This is a genomic window from Streptomyces sp. NPDC056628 (genome assembly GCF_042792555.1).
Lineage (GTDB): Bacteria > Actinomycetota > Actinomycetes > Streptomycetales > Streptomycetaceae > Streptomyces.
Window position 1 is genome coordinate 79,376 of sequence record NZ_JBHTWG010000002.1, and the last position, 15,970, is coordinate 95,345.

Below are 15,970 nucleotides of genomic sequence, written 5' to 3' on the forward strand. Positions count from 1 at the left end.
GCGTCGGCGGCGGCCGCCGCCGACCCGATTTCGCTCAGGGCGTGCCCCTCGGCGCGCCGGGTGGCAACAGGGGCCCGCAGTCCCACTGCTGGAAGATCAGCCGTGTCTCCACCCGCGCCACCTCGCGGTGCGCGGTGAACTCGTCGAGGACCAGGCGTTGCAGATCCGTCATGTCCGCGACCGCGACATGGACGAGGTAGTCGTCCGGTCCCGTCAGGTGGAAGACGCTCCGGGACTCCGGCAGCGCCCGGATCCGCTCCACGAACGGTCCGACCAGCTCCCGGCGGTGCGGCCGGACCTGTACGGACAGCAGGGCCTCCAGGCCGCGGCCCAGCTTGGCGGGGTCCAGGCGGAGCTGGTGGCCGAGGATCACACCCGAGCGGCGCAACCGCGTCACCCGGTCCAGGCACGTCGACGGCGCCACCCCGACCTGCGCGGCGAGGTCCCGGTAGGTGGCCCGGGCGTCGTTCTGCAGGAGCCGCAGCAGATGCAGATCGACCGGATCGAGTACGACAGATTCCGCCATCGGCCGAACGTAACACGGGATCCGGCCGCATGGATCCGGTCACTGTTCACCCTTCCGTGCAATGGACCCTTCGAACAGGGAGGCGTACGAGCGGATGTCCGGGTACGACGACGCACGCACCGCAGCAAGAGCACTCGCCACCGAGGCCGTGCACGCCGGCCGCGACGACCTCGCCCGGCAGGGCCTGCACGCCCCGCCGATCGACCTGTCCACCACCTACCCCTCCTACGACAGCCGCGCGGAGGCCGCCCGCATCGACGCCTTCGCAGCCACCGGCGCCGAGCCGGACGGGCCGCCCGTGTACGGCCGCCTCGGCAACCCGACCGTCGCCCGCTTCGAGACCGCCCTCGCCCGGCTGGAGGGGACCGACGCGGCGGTCGCCTTCGCCAGCGGCATGGCCGCCCTGAGCGCGGTGCTCCTCGTCCGGGCCTCCCTGGGGCTGCGCCACGTCGTCGCCGTACGCCCGCTGTACGGCTGCAGCGACCACCTGCTGACCGCAGGGCTGCTCGGCTCGGAGGTGACCTGGACCGACCCCGCGGGCATCGCGGACGCGCTGCGCCCGGACACCGGTCTGGTGATGGTGGAGTCCCCGGCCAACCCGACGCTCGCCGAGGTCGATCTGCGGGCCGTCGCCCACGCCTGCGGCTCGGTGCCGCTGCTCGCCGACAGCACCTTCGCCACGCCCGTCCTGCAGCGTCCCGCCGAGCACGGCGCGCGGCTGGTGCTGCACAGCGCCACCAAGTACCTCGGCGGGCATGGTGACGTGATGGCGGGGGTGGTGGCCTGCGACGAGGAGTTCGCCGGGCGGCTGCGGCAGGTGCGCTTCGCCACCGGCGGCGTCCTGCACCCGCTGGCCGGCTACCTGCTGCTGCGCGGCCTCGCCACCCTCCCGGTGCGGGTCCGCGCCGCGTCCGAGAACGCCGCCGAACTGGCCCGCCGGCTCTCCGCCGACCCGCGTGTCGCCCAGGTCCACTATCCGCGCATCGGCGGCGCCATGGTCGCCTTCGAGGTGAAGGGCGACCCGCACGAGGTCATCGCCGGCGTCCGCCTGATCACTCCCGCCGTGAGCCTCGGGAGCGTGGACACCCTCATCCAGCACCCGGCGTCCATCAGCCACCGCATCGTCGACGCGGACGACCGCCGGGGCGCCGGTGTGAGCGACCGGCTGCTGAGGATGTCCGTGGGCCTGGAGGACGTCGACGACCTGTGGGCCGACCTCGACCAGGCGCTGGGCGCGCCGGCGGCCGGTGCCCTCGCCTCCGCGGACGGCGGGTCCGCCGGCAGGCCGGCCCCGGCCGGCGCCCACTGACCCCGGCACGGGCCCCGCTCTCGTCGACCTGACGGGGGAGAGCGGGGCCCGTGCCGGTTCACTCACCGGCGCGTCACGGCGCCGACGTGTCGCCCAGGTCGCCGGGGCCCGTGAGGTGCGGGGCGGCCGGCCGCGAGGCGTCCAGCCGGGCGGTGATCACCAGGGTGCCCTCCTCGACCTGGTAGTCGAGGGGGAGGCCCAGGGAGCGCATCGCCGCGACCATGCCGGTGTTGGACGCCTGGGTCACGGCGTAGACGCTCTCGCAGCCCGCCTCGACGGCCATCGCCACCAGCCGGGCCAGCAGCTCACCGCCGATCCCGCGCCGCTGCCAGGAGTCCTCGACGAGCAGCGCGACCTCCGTCTCGTCGCCGTCCCAGAGCAGGTGGCCGAGACCGACGACGCGGCCGGAGGCCGTCTGCACGGCGAGGGTACGGCCGTAGCGGGGGCTCAGCAGGTGGTTCAGATAGCGGTCCGCGTCCTTGACCGGCCCGTGGTAGCGCATCGAGAGCGTCCGTGCCGAGCACCGCTCGTGCATCTCCTTGGCGGCCTGCTGGTCGCCGGTGTCGGCCCGGCGCACGGTGATCGCGTTGCCCTCGGGGAGCGTCAGGACGTCGTGGCTGGCCGGGACGCGCGGACCGAGCCGGGCGTCCAGCTCCACCAGCGCCCGCGCCCGCGCGAACTCGGTCGGTGTGAACGGCAGATACGGACGCTCCACCGTGATCACCCCGCCCTCCGGGGCCCGCAGCCGCATCACGGTCTCCTCCAGCACGCCCTCCACCGGGACCGGCGACGGCCCCCGGCCTCCTGCGGCGGGCGCGCCGGGCAGCTGGCGGATGGTGCACCGCCCCAGCAACTGCCGCAGTGCCAGCGGAAGTTCCGCCGCGTCCAGCGCGGTCCGGGTCGCGAGGCCCAGGACGCGCGTCGGCGCGTCCACCAGGTCGTGGGTGTCGGCCCGCTCGATCCAGGTCCGGGTGCCGCCGGCCGTCGCGACCGCGTCGACCAGACCGTCCCCGTCCACGTCGCCCGGCGCCCTCAGCAGGAACTCGTCCACCGTGCCCTGGGCGAGCGGATGCGTCTGGAGGCTGAGGATGTCCACGCCGAGCCGCGCGAGTGCCGTGCACAGCGCGGCCAGGGAGCCCGGCTCGTCCTTCACCGTGGTCCGCATCCGCCACAGGACGCTCTGCGCGCGCCGCGGCGTGGCGGACCCGGCCGGGTCCGTGTCCGGCTCGGACTGCCCGGCGCGCTCGGGTGAGCGCGGCCGGGCACCGGTATCGCTCGAAGGCGGTGCGTGACCGTGGCGGCGTGTCCAGCGTGCGCGGACACCCGTCGCCACCAGCAGCGTCGCCGCCACGGCCGACAGCGCCGCGGCGAGGGGGAGGGACGAGGTGTCGGATCCTCGTTCGAGTAGATGGGTCATGACGCCGGTCACGGCCGCCGTCGTCAGCAGGGCGGCGAGGCGTACGGCGTCGCGTCGCCCCGCGTGGACCGGGCGGCCGTTCTTCGCTCGCGTCACATCACAAATGTCTCGGCTCATGCAACCACTGTGAAGGAACGGTGTTGCGTGATCACGAACGTTTTGTGACCGAGCGGTAAAGACCTGCTTTGTCCCAACTTCTACTATTGTGTCGTCAATTTCCCGCTGTGCGGCGGGAGTTCAGGCGGCCGGCTCCGTCGTCAGCGCGGCACACAGCCTCCGGGCCTGCCCGACCAGGCGGGACGACCCTGGGCGGTCGGCGGTGCGGGCCAGATGAGGCACCTCCCCGCGTGCCCCGGTTCGCTCGGCGCACTCCGCGGCGACGGCCAGCAGATCCGCGAGCCCCCGTGCCGGAACCGTCGCCGCGCCGGTCGCCACGTCCGCCAGCAGCACCGGCAGGGTGTGCCGCGGCGTCTCCCAGACGGTGCCGTACGCGCCCGTGGACATCGCCGTGCGCATCGAGTCGACGAGCCGTGACGGCTTCACGGCCCCGCGCCGGGCCAGATCGCCCAGATCCGCGCCCAGTCCGGCCGCGTCCAGCTGCCCGCGCGACGCCAGCACCAGCAGGGCGTCGACCGACGCGAGGCGGTCCTCCGGATGCCGCGCACCGAGCCCGTGCGCCACGGCCAGGCGCACCGCCTCACCGGCCTCCCCGTCCGACTCGGCGAGCAGCGGCAGGATCGCCGCCTCCCCCCGGCTGTCGTGGATCGCGGTGAACGAGATGTCGCGCAGCATCCGGACCGCCACCAGTTCCCGCGCCTCGGGGAGCACCGCGAGCCAGTGCGGGCGCATGCCGTCGTGCCAGTGGTAGCAGGACCAGCGTGCCGGATCGCCGCTCACCGGCAGGCCCAGGGCGCGGAATCCGTCCGGGAGGCCGTGCAGGAACTCGGGTATCTCGTCCGCCTCCACGAGGACACGGTCCTCCCACGTCCGGCGTGTGAAGACCGCCGTGGACGGTGCCGAGGCCAGCCACTCGGCCAGCCGCGTCCCCTCCGCCGTACCCAGCGCCGCCGCCCGCTCCGCCGCGGCGCCGGCCCGCGCCGGGTCGCCGCGCCGGACCCGGAGCAGCGCCTGCGCGAAGTCCGCCCCGGACACCCGCGCCCCGAGGCGCCCGTACTCCTCGAGACGCGTCACCAGGTCCTCCGGCTCCAGCAGTCCCGTGCTCCAGGTCGGCGTCGACAGCAGGAACGGCAGGGGCTCGGTACGGATCCGGAAGGCCAGCTCCCAGGCCCGGGCCTCGAAAGCCCGGGCGAGCGGGGCGTGGCCGCACTGGGCACTCACGGTCCCGCGGACGAGGGCGTTGCGGAGGGCGGCGGTGGGGACCGCGCCGGCCAGCGTGGCCAGGAGCAGTTCCAGCGTGTGCCACGGCCCGACCAGCCCGTGGGGGCCGGTGAAGGAAGCCTCCACCCGATGGCGCACCGAACCCCGCTCGTACCACCAGCGCTGGGCCAGCACGGGTGCCAGCGCCTCCAGCAGCCCCTCCCGGTCCCGGTGTGTCTCGCGCACCAGCCCGTCGACGGTCCGCTCGAAGGCCGCCACGTCGCCGCCGGCCGCCAGGAGCGCCCCCACCTCCTCGGCGAGTTCCGTCGCGGTCGCGGGCGCGGGAGTCAGCCGCACCGGCCGCGGCGCGGGCGGCAACACCTCCTCGTAGGCGGGCGCCGCCGGCGCGTCGAGGGCGACCCCGAGGGCGTCCGCGGCCCGCTTGCGCAGCGCCGGGATCAACTGCTCCGCCGCCGACCGCAGTTCGTCGCGGGCCGGGCCCGCGCCGATCGCCCGCCGGTGCCGCTCGATGAGCTTCAGCGCCCTCTCCTGCACCTCCGAGTCCTCGTGCCCGAACGCCTGGGCGACGCTGGGCAGCAGCGCGTCGGCCGTCGACGTGTCCCGGGCCAGTACCTTGCCGAGCAGGATCAACTGCGCGCGGACCAGCTTCTTCTCGGTACGGAACAGCACGGCACCCGACATCTCGGCCAGCCGGCGTGCGGGCAGCTCGCCGTCCAGGGCCAGCGACGCCAGCACCGACTGCGCGTGCGCGGCCACCATGGACGGCCCGTCGGACGCCAGGGCCAGCCAGTCGGCGACGCGCTCCCGCTCCTCGTCACGCGTCAGCGCGAACGCCTGCAGCATGCGCAGGAACACCCGGTGATCGGAGGCCGGCCCGCCCCGCAGCAACCGGGCGACACAGGCGTCGACCGTCGCTCTGCGGTCCAGGGCCCCCTCGGCGGTGAGCCGGGCGAGCGCCCCGCTCCAGCTGTTCTCCCCGCCGTCCGCCGACCAGGAGAGCCGGCCCCCGATGTCGGCGGTCTCGAACAGCGCGGTCACCAGCGCCGTCAGGTGCGGGTCCTTGCGCAGCCGGTCCAGGACCGTGTCCCCGCGCTGCCAGAGATGACCGATGTGATCCGCCCAGCCGTGCACATACGCCTCGGTCGTCGGCGCGGGGCACCCGGCCAGCCGGACCAGACCCGCCATCAGCTCGTACGGCACCCGGGAGGTGACCGGCCGGGCCGCCAGGCGGTGCGCCACATCGGCGAGCCAGGCCGGTGACCGGTCGCCCAGCAGGTCGATGAGAACCCCGGGGGAGGCGGACCACCAGCGCATGTCGGACGCGGCGATCCAGGCGGCCACCCCGGCCGCCCCGGTCTGGCACACCGTACCCGCCGCGTGGAGCGCCGGGTAGACCCGGCGCGCCTGCGCGGTCCACGGATCGGCCCGCAGCTCCTTGCGCAGCGCCCGCAACTCGGGGAACGCGGCTCGCCGTTCGGCGTCCGTCATCCCGTCGAGGAGGCCCACCACGTCCGCCGAACGCCCCGCCCGTACCGCTTCGACCAGCGAACTCATCGCGCACCCCCGTCGGCCTTCGCCATGTCGCGCTCCTCGGCGAAGACGCCTCGCCGCACCATCCGGACCGCCAGCGCGTGCTTGCAAGGACCGCGCCCACCCCGGTACTTGGCCCACCACAGACAGCTGCAGCTGAGCACCCCGGACTCGTCGCGCACCCGGTGCACATGCCCGTCCTCGGCCGTCACCGTGCCGACGCCGCCCCGGAGCGCGACCGCCCCGGCCGCCACCAGGGCCCGCGCCGCCCGCAACCTCGGGTTGTGACGCTCCGCCCGCCCGGCGTCGTACGGCAGCTCCCGATGGAAGTACGCCGCTTCCGCCGTGTCGTAGCCGACCCGGCCGGAGGTGCCGAGACGGACCAGGGCCGCCCGCACCCGCTCGGCCGTGAGCCCCGAGGCGGCCGCCAGGTCGGCGACGTCGATCCGGGGCTCCCACGCCAGGAGCACCGCGACCAGTTCCGCGTCCACGGCGGCCTCGTCGGTGGCGAGCGCGTCGAGGACGCCGCCCTCCCCGGAGAAGCCGCGCGCGGCGTCCGGCGACACGGTCAGGGTCAGCCGCATCCCGGGAAGCACCGCCTCCCACGCGCTCGCCGTGCCGGACGACCCGCCGGTGAGCGCGGGGCCGTACACCCGCAGCGCGGTGGCGTGCCGCAGCACCCGCTGGAGCGCGACCAGCCGCTCGGGGCCGGGCAGGCACACCGCCCCCGGCACCGCACGGGTGGTCGGCCGCAGGCTCCTCCCGGCGGGCACGACCCAGCGCGCCCCGCCCGACGCGCCGCGCGCACCGCCGCGTGGGAGCGAGCGCAGGAACCGTACCGCCTCGGCCGCCGGCAGCTCCGCCCGCAGATCGAAGCCGGCCGCCATGACCTGGGCCTCCGCGAAGCCGCGCAGCCACCGGTCCGGCAGGGGCACCTTCTTCTCCACGACCGGGCCGTCGACGGTGGTCACCGCCAGCTCCTCCGGCCCCACCCGCAGATGGAGCGGATCGTCCGCGCCGATCCGCGACAGCGCCTCCCGCAGCGGGTTGTTGACGTCGACGTTGGTGGTGCCGTGCCCCACCTCGCCGCCGTCGAGGCCCGGCTCCAGCACGTCCAGGCGCGCGTACACCCCGCAGCAGCCGGAGAAGGACTCGAAGCGCAGCCGGTCCCCGTTGCCCGTCACCACCGGGTCCAGGGAGGCGGCCGACTGCCGCTGGTAGTACCGGGTGGCCGCCACGTCGGCCACCGCGAGCAGCCCGGCCGACGCCACGTGGGGGGACGTCAGGAAGCCCGTGAAGAACCGCGGGTGGTCCTCGACGCCGGAGGGCGTCGCGCCCCGGGACGTCTCGAGTCCCAAGTGCTGTCCGTCCGCCGCGGACCGCAGCGCGGAGGGTCGGCGATAGGCCACGGCCTGGAGAGATCGCGTCATGGAAAAGACCGTAGGGGCGGCCACTGACAATCGCCCCGGCCTGCGAAGACGCCGCCGGCTCAGCGGTGTCGCCGCGTCCGGCGGCCGTGCCGCGCACCGGGGGATGACGCCGGTGCGCGGCACGCCTTCCAGGGTAGGGGAGTCACTGACCGACGCGGCCCGGCTGCAGGACCTTGGTGAACAGCACGGTGCCGTCCGACTCGCGCAGGCGCACGGTCAACTCGCCGCTGCCGCCGTCGATGTCGACCTCTCCGAAGAACTGGTAGCCGCCGGCCGGCCCGACGTTGGACACCGCCGGTGCCTTCACGAAGACCCGCTCCGGGCCGAAGGTGCCGTCGAGGGCGTTCGCCGGGAACGCACCCGCGTTGAGCGGACCGGAGACGAACTCCCAGAACGGCTCGAAGTCGCTGAAGGCGGCCCGCGACGGCTGGTAGTGCTGCGCCGAGGTGTGGTGCACGTCGGCGGTCAGCCACACCGTGCCCGTGATGCGGCGGTGCTTGATGAACCGCAGCAGTTCGGCGATCTGCAGTTCCCGCCCGAGCGGAGCCCCCGGATCGCCCTGCGCGACGGCCTCGATGTCCGGCCTGCCGTCCCCGGTGTCCGGCACCACGAGGCCCAGGGGCATGTCCGAGGCGATCACCTTCCACACCGCCCGGGAGCGGAACAGCTCCCGCTCGAGCCATGCCAGTTGCTCGGCGCCGAGGATGCCCTGGGGGTCGGTGGGCTGGTCGCCGGGGGAGTTGGCGTTGCGGTAGCTGCGCATGTCGAGCACGAACACGTCGAGCAGCGGGCCGTGGTTGATCACCCGGTGGACGCGGCCCGCCGGGCGACGCGGTGTCGCCATGGGGAAGTACTCCGAGAAGGCCCGCCGGGCTCGGGCGGCCAGGACGTCGACGTTCCTCTCGGTGTAGCGGGCGTCGGTGAGGATCTCACCGGGGTACCAGTTGTTCAGCACCTCGTGGTCGTCCCACTGGACGACCGAGGGCACCTGGGCGTTGAAGCGCCGGAGGTTCGCGTCGAGCAGGTTGTAGCGGAAGTTGCCGCGGAACTCGGTCAGCGTCTCCGCCACCTTGGACTTCTCCTCGGTGGTGACGTTCCGCCAGACACGGCCGTCGGGCAGCGTGACGGACGACGGGATCGGGCCGTCGGCGTAGATGTTGTCGCCGCTGCACAGGAAGAAGTCCGGGTCGAGCCGCGCCATCGCGTCATAGACGCGGTAGCCGCCGAAGTCCGGGTTGATGCCCCAGCCCTGTCCGGCCAGGTCGCCCGACCACAGGAAGCGCACCCCGTCCCGGCGCCGTGCGGAGGCCGTACGGAACGTGCCGCCGACCGGTTCGCCCGTGCGGCGCAGGTCGTCGGGGTCGGCGAGCAGCACCCGGTAGTGGATCTGCTCCCCGGAGGGCAGGCCGTGCAGCCGTGTCGTGCCCGTGAAGTCGGTGCCGGCGCCCAGCAGCGGGCCGTGCCAGCGGCGCGTCCTGCGGAACGACTCGGTCGCGGACGTCTCGACCATCATCCGGGCCGGGCGGTCCGAACGCACCCACACCAGACCCGAGTCCGTCGTCACGTCGCCCGTCTGCACGCCCCAGCCCGCTCTCGGCCGCCCGGACCGGGCGAAGGCCGGTGCGGAGCCGAGTGCCGTGGGCAGGGTGAGGGCCGCCGACGCGGCCAGCGAGCCGCGCAGAACACCGCGGCGGTCCGGGAGCGGAAGGGACATGGCAAGCCTCCAGGGGCGTGATCCGGCCGGTGTGCAGAGCCACCACTACTGGTGCGCCTGGGCGCCGGCGGAAACCACAAGTGAACAACCGGTCCCGGCCGGGAGGGAACCGGGCGTTCACCCGGACGGCCGGGGGACGCAAGATTCCGGCCGCACGGCGAACGCCGCATGGACGCGCCGGAGACGCACGCCCTCAGCCGTCCGCCGGGCCGCGCCGCCGTCTCAGCGCAGCGCGACCGCCTGGGCCACCAGCCGCACCCCCGCCCGTATCCGCGTGGGCGACAGGTGCGCGTACCCCAGCACGAGGCGCACCCCCGCCTCCTCCTCGCCGCCCCCGGCACGCGCGCGCGTGTAGTGCGTCAGCGGGTGTACGGCCACCCCGGCCGCCGCCACGCGCGCGAGGAACCGCTCTTCGGGGCCGTACCGCGCGGGCAGTGCGGCGATGACGTGCAGCCCCGCGGCGATGCCGGTGACGTGTGCGCCGGGGAAGTGCTCGTCGAGCGCCGCGACGAGCGTGTCGCGGCGCTGCCGGTACGCCCGCTGGCAGCGGCGCAGCTGCCGGTCGTAGTCGCCGCGCTCCACGAACCGGGCGAACACCGCCTGGTCGAGCGTGGGATGACCGAGGTCCATGGTCCGCTTGCGCTCGACGACCTCCTCGGCCAGGGCCTCCGGCACGAGGAGCCAGCCCAGCCGCAGCCCGGGCGCCAGGGATTTGCTGACCGACCCGGCGTAGGCGACGCGTTCCGGATCGAGTCCCTGGAGCGCTCCCACGGGCGCCCGGTCGTAGCGGAAGTCGCCGTCGTAGTCGTCCTCGAGCACGAAGCCGTCCACCGACCGCGCCCAGTCGAGCAGTTCGGCACGGCGCCGGGCCGAACAGGCGATGCCGGTCGGGAACTGGTGGGCGGGTGTCGTGACGACGCACCGCACCCCCGACTCCCGCAGCGGGCCCAGCGCCGGGCCCTCGCCGTCCAGGGGCAGCGGCACCGCCCGCACCCCGGCGGCGGCGTACAGGGCGGCGTGCTGCGGGCTCCCGGGGTCCTCGACACCGACCTCGTGGATGCCGCGCGCCCGCAGCACGAAACCGAGCACCGCCATCGCCTGCGACACCCCGGACAGCACCACGATCCGCTCGGGGTCGGCGACCACGCCCCGACGGCGCGCCAGGAGCGCGGCCAGCGCGGTGCGCAGCCGGGGCAGCCCGCGCGGGTCCGGGTAGCCGAGGTCCTCGTGGGGGAGTTCGGTCAGGACGGCGCGCTGTGCCGCCGCCCAGGCGGCCCGTGGGAACAGCGACACGTCCGGCGTCCCGGGCACGAAGCCGGCCCGGTCCCCGGCGGGGCGGGGCGCGCGGTCCCGCGCGCGGGGCGGGGCGGCCCGGGCGGCACCCCCGACCCAGGTTCCGGCGCCCCGGCCGCTGCGCAGATACCCCTCGGCCGTCAGTTGCTCGTACGCCTCGGTGACCAGCCCGCGCGACACCCCGAGGTCGGCGGCGAGGTCCCGGCTCGACGGCAGCCGCGTGTCCGGAGCCAGCCGTCCCGACCGCACCGCCTCGCGCAGCGCCTCCCGCAGTGACCGTCCCCGCGCGCGTGCGGGTGCCGCGACCGCGGGCAGCAGGACCTCCCAGGCGGCCGAGGGCGCCGCCCGCCGCGAGCCGTCGGCGGCGGGCGACCCGGCGTCCCGCGCAGTGCCCCGCGCGGAATTGGTCTCCGATGACGTCATGGAAGTGGACCTTAAACCGGGCCACCGCCGTTCCTAGCGTCACTGCCATGAACGCCACCACCACACGCGGCGCACTGCTCGCCGCGCTCGCCTGCGTCCTCGTCGGAGGATCCTTCACCGCCAACAGCCTGCTCGGCGACTACCCTTACGCCGGCGGCCAGTTCCTGCGCTACGCGCTCGCCTGCCTGCTGCTGGTGCCGCTCGCCGGCCGCGGCGCCGCCGCCCGGCTGCGCGCGCTCACCGCCCGCCAGTGGGTGCGCCTCGGGCTGCTCGCCGCCGTCGGCATGCTCGGTTTCAACCTCGCCGTCCTCGCCGCCGAACGCACGGCGGAACCCGCCGTCCCCGGTGTGTTCGTCGGCTGCGCCCCCGTGGCCGTGGCCGTCCTCGTCCCGCTCCTGGACGGCCGCCGCCCGCGACGGGCCGTCCTGTACGGCGCGGCGCTCGTCGCGGTCGGCGCGTTCACCGTGCAGGGGTGGGGCCGCACGGACGGCACCGGCATCGCCTTCTCGGTGGGCGCGCTGGTCGGCGAGGTGGGCTTCGCGGTCCTCGCCGTACCCGTGCTGCGGCCCCTGGGGCCGCGGCTGCTGTCCGCGACGGTCTGCGGGGTCGCGGCCGTCCAGGCCGCGCTGGTCGGACTGCTCGCGGACGGCACCGCCTGGCTCCGCCGGCCCGACGCGACCGAGACCGCCGCGCTGCTGTGGCAGGCGGCGATCGTCACCGTCGTCGGCTTCGTGTGCTGGTACATGGGCATGCAGCGCATCGGCGCCGAGCGGGCCACGCTCTTCTCCGGCCTCATCCCGGTCGCCGCCGCCTGCACCGCCCCGCTGGCCGGGACCGGCTCCTACGGCCTCGTCCAGGCCCTCGGCAGCGCCCTGGTCGGCGCCGGAGTCGTCCTCGGCTCCGGCGTGCTGCGGCGGCGCCGGCGGTCAGCGGCTGCCGTCGAGGATGACGCGCGCGACCAGGGCCGGGTCGTCGTTCATGGGGCAGTGACCGCAGCCGGGCAGCCGGACGAGTCGCGCCCCGGGGATGACCCGCTTGGCGCGCACGCCCTGACGGGGTATGAGCAGCCGGTCCCGGCTGCCCCAGGCCAGGGTCACCGGGATGCCGGGGATGTCGTCCAGGAACTGGACGGCCCGGCCGGACCTCAGGGTCTGCTCGAAGCCCGTGGCCCCGGCCAGCGCGAGCGTCTCGGCGACCACGGCCTCGGGTGAGCGGCGGCCGGGACGGGCGTAGATGGTGCTCGTCAGCGCCGTCCGGCCGGCCGCCGACCGGGACAGCCGCTCGACCAGCGGCAGCGGCATCCGCCGGGAGATGTGCCGCATCGCGAGCAGGACGCCGAAGGCGTAGCGCCGCTCGGCCGGAGTCCAGAAACCGGCGGGGGACAGGGCCGTGACGGACCGGGCGAGCTTCTCGCGGCCGAGTTCGAGGGCGATCAGCCCGCCCAGCGAGTTGCCCGCGACGTGCGGTCGGTCCAGTTCCAGGGCCTCGCAGAAGGCGCCGAACACGGCCCTCGTCGTGGCCAGGTCGTAGGCGAGCCCGTCCGGCAGTCCGGGGGAGGTCCCGAAGCCGGGCAGGTCCACCGTGATCACCTCCCGCTCGGTCGCGAGGATGTCGAGCACCGGGTCCCAGACCTGCCGGTGGTGACCGATGCCGTGCAGCAGGAGCAGCGGCTCGCCGCGGCCCACGCGCGCGTATTCGACGGTCACGTCGCGTGGCCCGAGGGGGGACGCGACCTGGAAGGAGACGGTGGCGGACATGGCGGTGCTCCTACTCTGAACCCGGCTGGACACGCCGACGGACGGCCGTAGACAGCTTGTCAGCAATAGCTACCGACGGGTAGACCCCCGCCGCCGGTGGGTAGTTCCGACTTCCGGCACCGGGGGACAGCACGTCCCCGGCCGTCCGAATCGCCTGGACACGTCCCGCCGTGTCGGGATGGGATGGTGCCGTGACCACCGATGCCGGGACCGATGTCTTCGAGGAGCACCGCCCCGTCCTCCTCGGGGTCGCGTATCGCATGCTCGGCCGGGTGGCCGACGCGGAGGACGTGGTCCAGGAGGCATGGCTGCGCTGGTCCCGGGCCGACCGGTCCGAGGTGCGCGAACCACGCGCCTACCTGGTGCGCGTCACCACCCGCCTGGCCCTCGACCGCCTGCGCCAGGTCAAGGCGCGCGGCGAGACCTATGTCGGCCCGTGGCTGCCGGAGCCGTACGTCACCGACTTCGGCGACCACGTCCCGGACACCGCCGAACGGGCCGTCCTCGCCGACTCCGTCTCCGTCGCCGTCCTGGTCGTCCTGGAGAACCTGTCGCCGCTGGAGCGGGCGGTGTTCGTCCTCCGCGAGGCATTCGGCTACCCCTATGCCGAGATCGCCGCCCTGCTCGGCCGGGGCGAGGCGGCGGTGCGTCAGCTCGCCGGGCGCGCCCGCCGGCATGTCGAGGAACGGCGGCCCCGCTACGAGGTCGACCCCGCCGAGCGGCGCGACCTGACCGAGCGGTTCCTCGCCGCGGCGGCCGGCGGCGACCTGGAGGGGCTCATGTCGCTGCTCGCGCCGGACGTCCGGCTCATCGGCGACAGCGGAGGCAAGGCCAAGGCGCCGCTGCGGGTCCTGGAGAGCGCCGACCACGTGGGCCGCTTCCTCGCGGGCGTCGCCCGGAAGGGCATCGCCGACGCCTCCTTCCGGTTCCTGGAGGTCAACGGCGGCCCCGCCGTGCTGGTCCTGTCCGGCGGCAAGCCCGACAGCCTCTTCCAGGTGGACGTCCTGGACGGGCGGATCCAGATGGTCTACGTCGTCCGCAACCCCGACAAGCTCAGGGCCCTCCCAGGCGCCTGAATGACGCCCGACAGCCGACGTGATGACGTGATCACGAGCAGTGAGCGGTCCGGGTGATTGGTCTTGACCAAGGGTGAGGGCCGTCCTATGGTCGCTGACAAGTGCAACAACCTTTAATAAACAAGGCGCTGAAACGCCGCCGGGCCACGGCGATTGCGGAGGACAGGGTGGGGACCACGCAGCTGGAAACGGTGCCGGAACCGAAGTACTGGCATCTGAGGACCGTGCTCAGCGAGGCACTCGAATCGGAGTTCTCGGTGGGCGAGATCCTGCCCAACGAACGGGACCTGGCGGCCCGCTTCGGCGTCGCCCGGGCCACGCTCCGCCAGGCGCTGGAACAACTCGAACTCGAAGGCAGGCTGCAGCGCCGCCGCGGTGTCGGCACGACCGTCGCCCCGCCGCGCGTGGGCGTGGCCGTGGGCACCGAGCAGCACGCCTGGCCGGGGTCCGCCGAGGACGGCTGGCAGGCCACGGACTGCGCCCTCGCGGCGCCGCCCACCGCGGTCGCCGACGCCCTGGTGACCGGCACCGGCGAGCCCGTGCACACCGTCCGCCGCTCCCGGGTGACACGAGGTCAGCCGGTCGCCGCCGAACTGCTCTACGTCCCGCAGTCCTCGGTGCCCGACCTCTCCGCGATCGACGCCCCGTCGGGCGCGCCACGCGCGCGTGCCGTGCTGCGTGAGCTCCAGCGCCTGGAGCTGGAGGGCCAGGAGAGCGCCGTCGAGCTGGGCTCGGCCCGCGCCGACGACGCCAGGGAACTCGACCGGCTGCCCGGGGCGCCGGTGCTCGTCGTGACGACCCGTTACCTCGCCTGCGGCAGGGTGGCCGCGCTCTCCGTCGCCACCTACCGTGCCGACACCTGCCGGCTGACGTTCGGCGACACCGGAGGCGTGGAAATACACCAGGACCCGGAGCGCCGGGCCTCCTGACGGTTCGGCGGCCGACGGTCCCGCGCCCCGGAGCCCGGCTCCCCGGCGCGGGACGCGGGCACGCTCACCGGCGGCCCGTGACCGTCCCCTCCACCGCGAACAGCTGCTCCTCCACATGGTCGAGGGCGAGCCGCAGCGCGCCCGTCGCCACGGCTGCCTCGCCGAGCAGGGACAGGGCGACGTTCGGCGGGCGCAGGCAGTAGCGGGACAGCTCACGCCGCAGCGGCTCCAGGACACCGTCCAGGCCGGCCGCCCAGCCCCCCACCACGACCAGCTCCGGGTCCAGGGCGAGGACCAGGGCGGCCACGTCGTGGACGAGACGCTGGATGAACCGTTCGACGGCCTCCAGAGCGCGCGGATCGCCGTCCCGGGCCTGGGCGAACACCGTCGCCACGGCCCGCTCGTCGAGCGGGCGCAGCGGCTCGTCCGTGGTCGACAGCAGCGCCTCCGGCGTCGCCTCGCGGCCCAGCATGTGCAGCGCGCCGATCTCCCCGGCCGCACCGCCGAACCCGCGGTGCAGCTTCCCGCCGATCAGCGAACCGGCCCCCGGGCTCAGCCCCGCCAGCACGAACACCACGTCGTCGGACTCGGTCGCCGACCCCTTCCAGTGCTCGGCGACCGCCGCCGCGTTGGCGTCGTTCTCCACCAGCACCGGGCACTTGAAGGACCGGCTCAGCCGCTCGCCCAACCGCAGCCCGGTCCAGCCGGGCAGCGCCGCCCCCAGCCGCACGGTGCCGTCGGCCTCCACGATGCCCGGCGTCGCCACCCCCACGGCCCGCAGCGAGCCGCGCGCGACCCCCGCACGGCGCAGCAGCTCCACGACCGCCGTCCGGGCCTTCTCCAGCCGCTCGTCGGCCCCGGCCGCCTCGTCGACGTCCTTGGCGGTGGCGCCCATCACCCGGCCGTCCAGGTCGGCGAGCAGGGCGGCGACCCGGTGCGCGCCGATGTCCAGGCCCAGCAGATGACCGGCCTCGGCACGGAACCGGAACCGCCGCGCGGGCCGGCCCTGCCGGCGGGCCACACTGTCGTCGGCCGCCTTCTCGACGACGTAACCCGCTTCGATCAGCCCCTCGACGACCCCCTCGACGGTGGGCCGGGACAGCCCCGTCACGCGGGTGATCTCCGTCAGCGTGGCGGCATCCGTGGCACGCAGCGCGTGCAGTACCACCGCGGAGTTGATCCTTCGCAGCAGCGAGGGATCCCCACCGGTCAGCTGCCCCAAAGGTCC

General features: G+C 74.8%; 11 protein-coding genes and 1 pseudogene. 4 read left to right on the forward strand and 8 right to left on the reverse strand.

What is annotated here, in order from left to right; all coding sequences use genetic code 11:
* Positions 1-34: 34 nt before the first annotated feature.
* A complete protein-coding gene (locus tag ACFRAC_RS03725; RefSeq protein WP_062668111.1) occupies positions 35-526 on the reverse strand; it encodes an Lrp/AsnC family transcriptional regulator in 492 nt (163 codons plus the stop codon).
* 94 nt (positions 527-620) lie between these two features.
* On the opposite strand from ACFRAC_RS03725, the gene ACFRAC_RS03730 reads away from it, so the two are divergent.
* Positions 621-1,835, forward strand: coding sequence for a trans-sulfuration enzyme family protein (locus ACFRAC_RS03730; protein WP_382921118.1), 1,215 nt, complete (start codon positions 621-623; stop codon positions 1,833-1,835).
* Between the two features lie 73 nt (positions 1,836-1,908).
* On the opposite strand, the gene ACFRAC_RS03735 is transcribed toward ACFRAC_RS03730, so the two are convergent.
* The 5 genes from ACFRAC_RS03735 to ACFRAC_RS03755 form a co-directional block, all read right to left on the reverse strand.
* A complete protein-coding gene (locus ACFRAC_RS03735) occupies positions 1,909-3,369 on the reverse strand; it encodes a GNAT family N-acetyltransferase (protein ID WP_382920139.1) in 1,461 nt (486 codons plus the stop codon).
* Between the two features lie 120 nt (positions 3,370-3,489).
* Positions 3,490-6,144 (reverse strand): DUF6493 family protein, encoded by a 2,655-nt coding sequence (locus tag ACFRAC_RS03740; RefSeq protein WP_382920141.1) that lies wholly within the window; start codon positions 6,142-6,144, stop codon positions 3,490-3,492.
* Positions 6,141-7,550: an SWIM zinc finger family protein gene (locus ACFRAC_RS03745; protein ID WP_382920144.1), complete on the reverse strand. Its 1,410-nt coding sequence runs from the start codon at positions 7,548-7,550 to the stop codon at positions 6,141-6,143. Before ACFRAC_RS03745 ends, ACFRAC_RS03740 begins: the two co-directional genes overlap by 4 nt.
* A gap of 142 nt (positions 7,551-7,692) precedes the next feature.
* Positions 7,693-9,264, reverse strand: coding sequence for an alkaline phosphatase D family protein (locus ACFRAC_RS03750; RefSeq protein ID WP_382920147.1), 1,572 nt, complete (start codon positions 9,262-9,264; stop codon positions 7,693-7,695).
* A gap of 222 nt (positions 9,265-9,486) precedes the next feature.
* Entirely contained in the window at positions 9,487-10,980 is a 1,494-nt protein-coding gene (locus ACFRAC_RS03755; RefSeq protein WP_382920150.1) for a PLP-dependent aminotransferase family protein, read from the reverse strand.
* A gap of 47 nt (positions 10,981-11,027) precedes the next feature.
* Between ACFRAC_RS03755 and ACFRAC_RS03760 the strand changes: the two are divergent.
* Positions 11,028-11,864 (forward strand): annotated as a pseudogene (locus ACFRAC_RS03760) (DMT family transporter); the annotation flags it as partial.
* A 42-nt stretch (positions 11,865-11,906) separates the two neighbouring features.
* On the opposite strand, the gene ACFRAC_RS03765 reads toward ACFRAC_RS03760, so the two are convergent.
* Positions 11,907-12,737 (reverse strand): alpha/beta fold hydrolase, encoded by an 831-nt coding sequence (locus ACFRAC_RS03765; protein WP_382920152.1) that lies wholly within the window; start codon positions 12,735-12,737, stop codon positions 11,907-11,909.
* A gap of 191 nt (positions 12,738-12,928) precedes the next feature.
* Here ACFRAC_RS03765 and ACFRAC_RS03770 point away from each other — a divergent pair, with 191 nt between their 5' ends.
* Both ACFRAC_RS03770 and ACFRAC_RS03775 read left to right on the forward strand, forming a co-directional pair.
* Positions 12,929-13,813, forward strand: coding sequence for an RNA polymerase sigma-70 factor (locus ACFRAC_RS03770; RefSeq protein ID WP_382920155.1), 885 nt, complete (start codon positions 12,929-12,931; stop codon positions 13,811-13,813).
* Between the two features lie 167 nt (positions 13,814-13,980).
* Entirely contained in the window at positions 13,981-14,742 is a 762-nt protein-coding gene (locus tag ACFRAC_RS03775; protein ID WP_382920158.1) for a GntR family transcriptional regulator, read from the forward strand.
* 64 nt (positions 14,743-14,806) lie between these two features.
* On the opposite strand, the gene ACFRAC_RS03780 is transcribed toward ACFRAC_RS03775, so the two are convergent.
* A complete protein-coding gene (locus ACFRAC_RS03780) occupies positions 14,807-15,964 on the reverse strand; it encodes an ROK family protein (protein ID WP_382920160.1) in 1,158 nt (385 codons plus the stop codon).
* Positions 15,965-15,970: the final 6 nt, after the last annotated feature.

Excerpts from the sequence above, each read along its gene's own strand:
- ACFRAC_RS03725 (WP_062668111.1), bottom strand. The coding sequence starts at position 526 with ATGGCGGAATCTGTCGTACTCGATCCGGTCGATCTGCATCTGCTGCGG.
- ACFRAC_RS03755 (WP_382920150.1), bottom strand. The coding sequence starts at position 10,980 with ATGACGTCATCGGAGACCAATTCCGCGCGGGGCACTGCGCGGGACGCC.
- ACFRAC_RS03735 (WP_382920139.1), bottom strand. The coding sequence starts at position 3,369 with ATGAGCCGAGACATTTGTGATGTGACGCGAGCGAAGAACGGCCGCCCG.
- ACFRAC_RS03750 (WP_382920147.1), bottom strand. The coding sequence starts at position 9,264 with ATGTCCCTTCCGCTCCCGGACCGCCGCGGTGTTCTGCGCGGCTCGCTG.
- ACFRAC_RS03730 (WP_382921118.1), top strand. The coding sequence starts at position 621 with ATGTCCGGGTACGACGACGCACGCACCGCAGCAAGAGCACTCGCCACC.
- ACFRAC_RS03765 (WP_382920152.1), bottom strand. The coding sequence starts at position 12,737 with ATGTCCGCCACCGTCTCCTTCCAGGTCGCGTCCCCCCTCGGGCCACGC.
- ACFRAC_RS03740 (WP_382920141.1), bottom strand. The coding sequence starts at position 6,144 with ATGAGTTCGCTGGTCGAAGCGGTACGGGCGGGGCGTTCGGCGGACGTG.
- ACFRAC_RS03745 (WP_382920144.1), bottom strand. The coding sequence starts at position 7,550 with ATGACGCGATCTCTCCAGGCCGTGGCCTATCGCCGACCCTCCGCGCTG.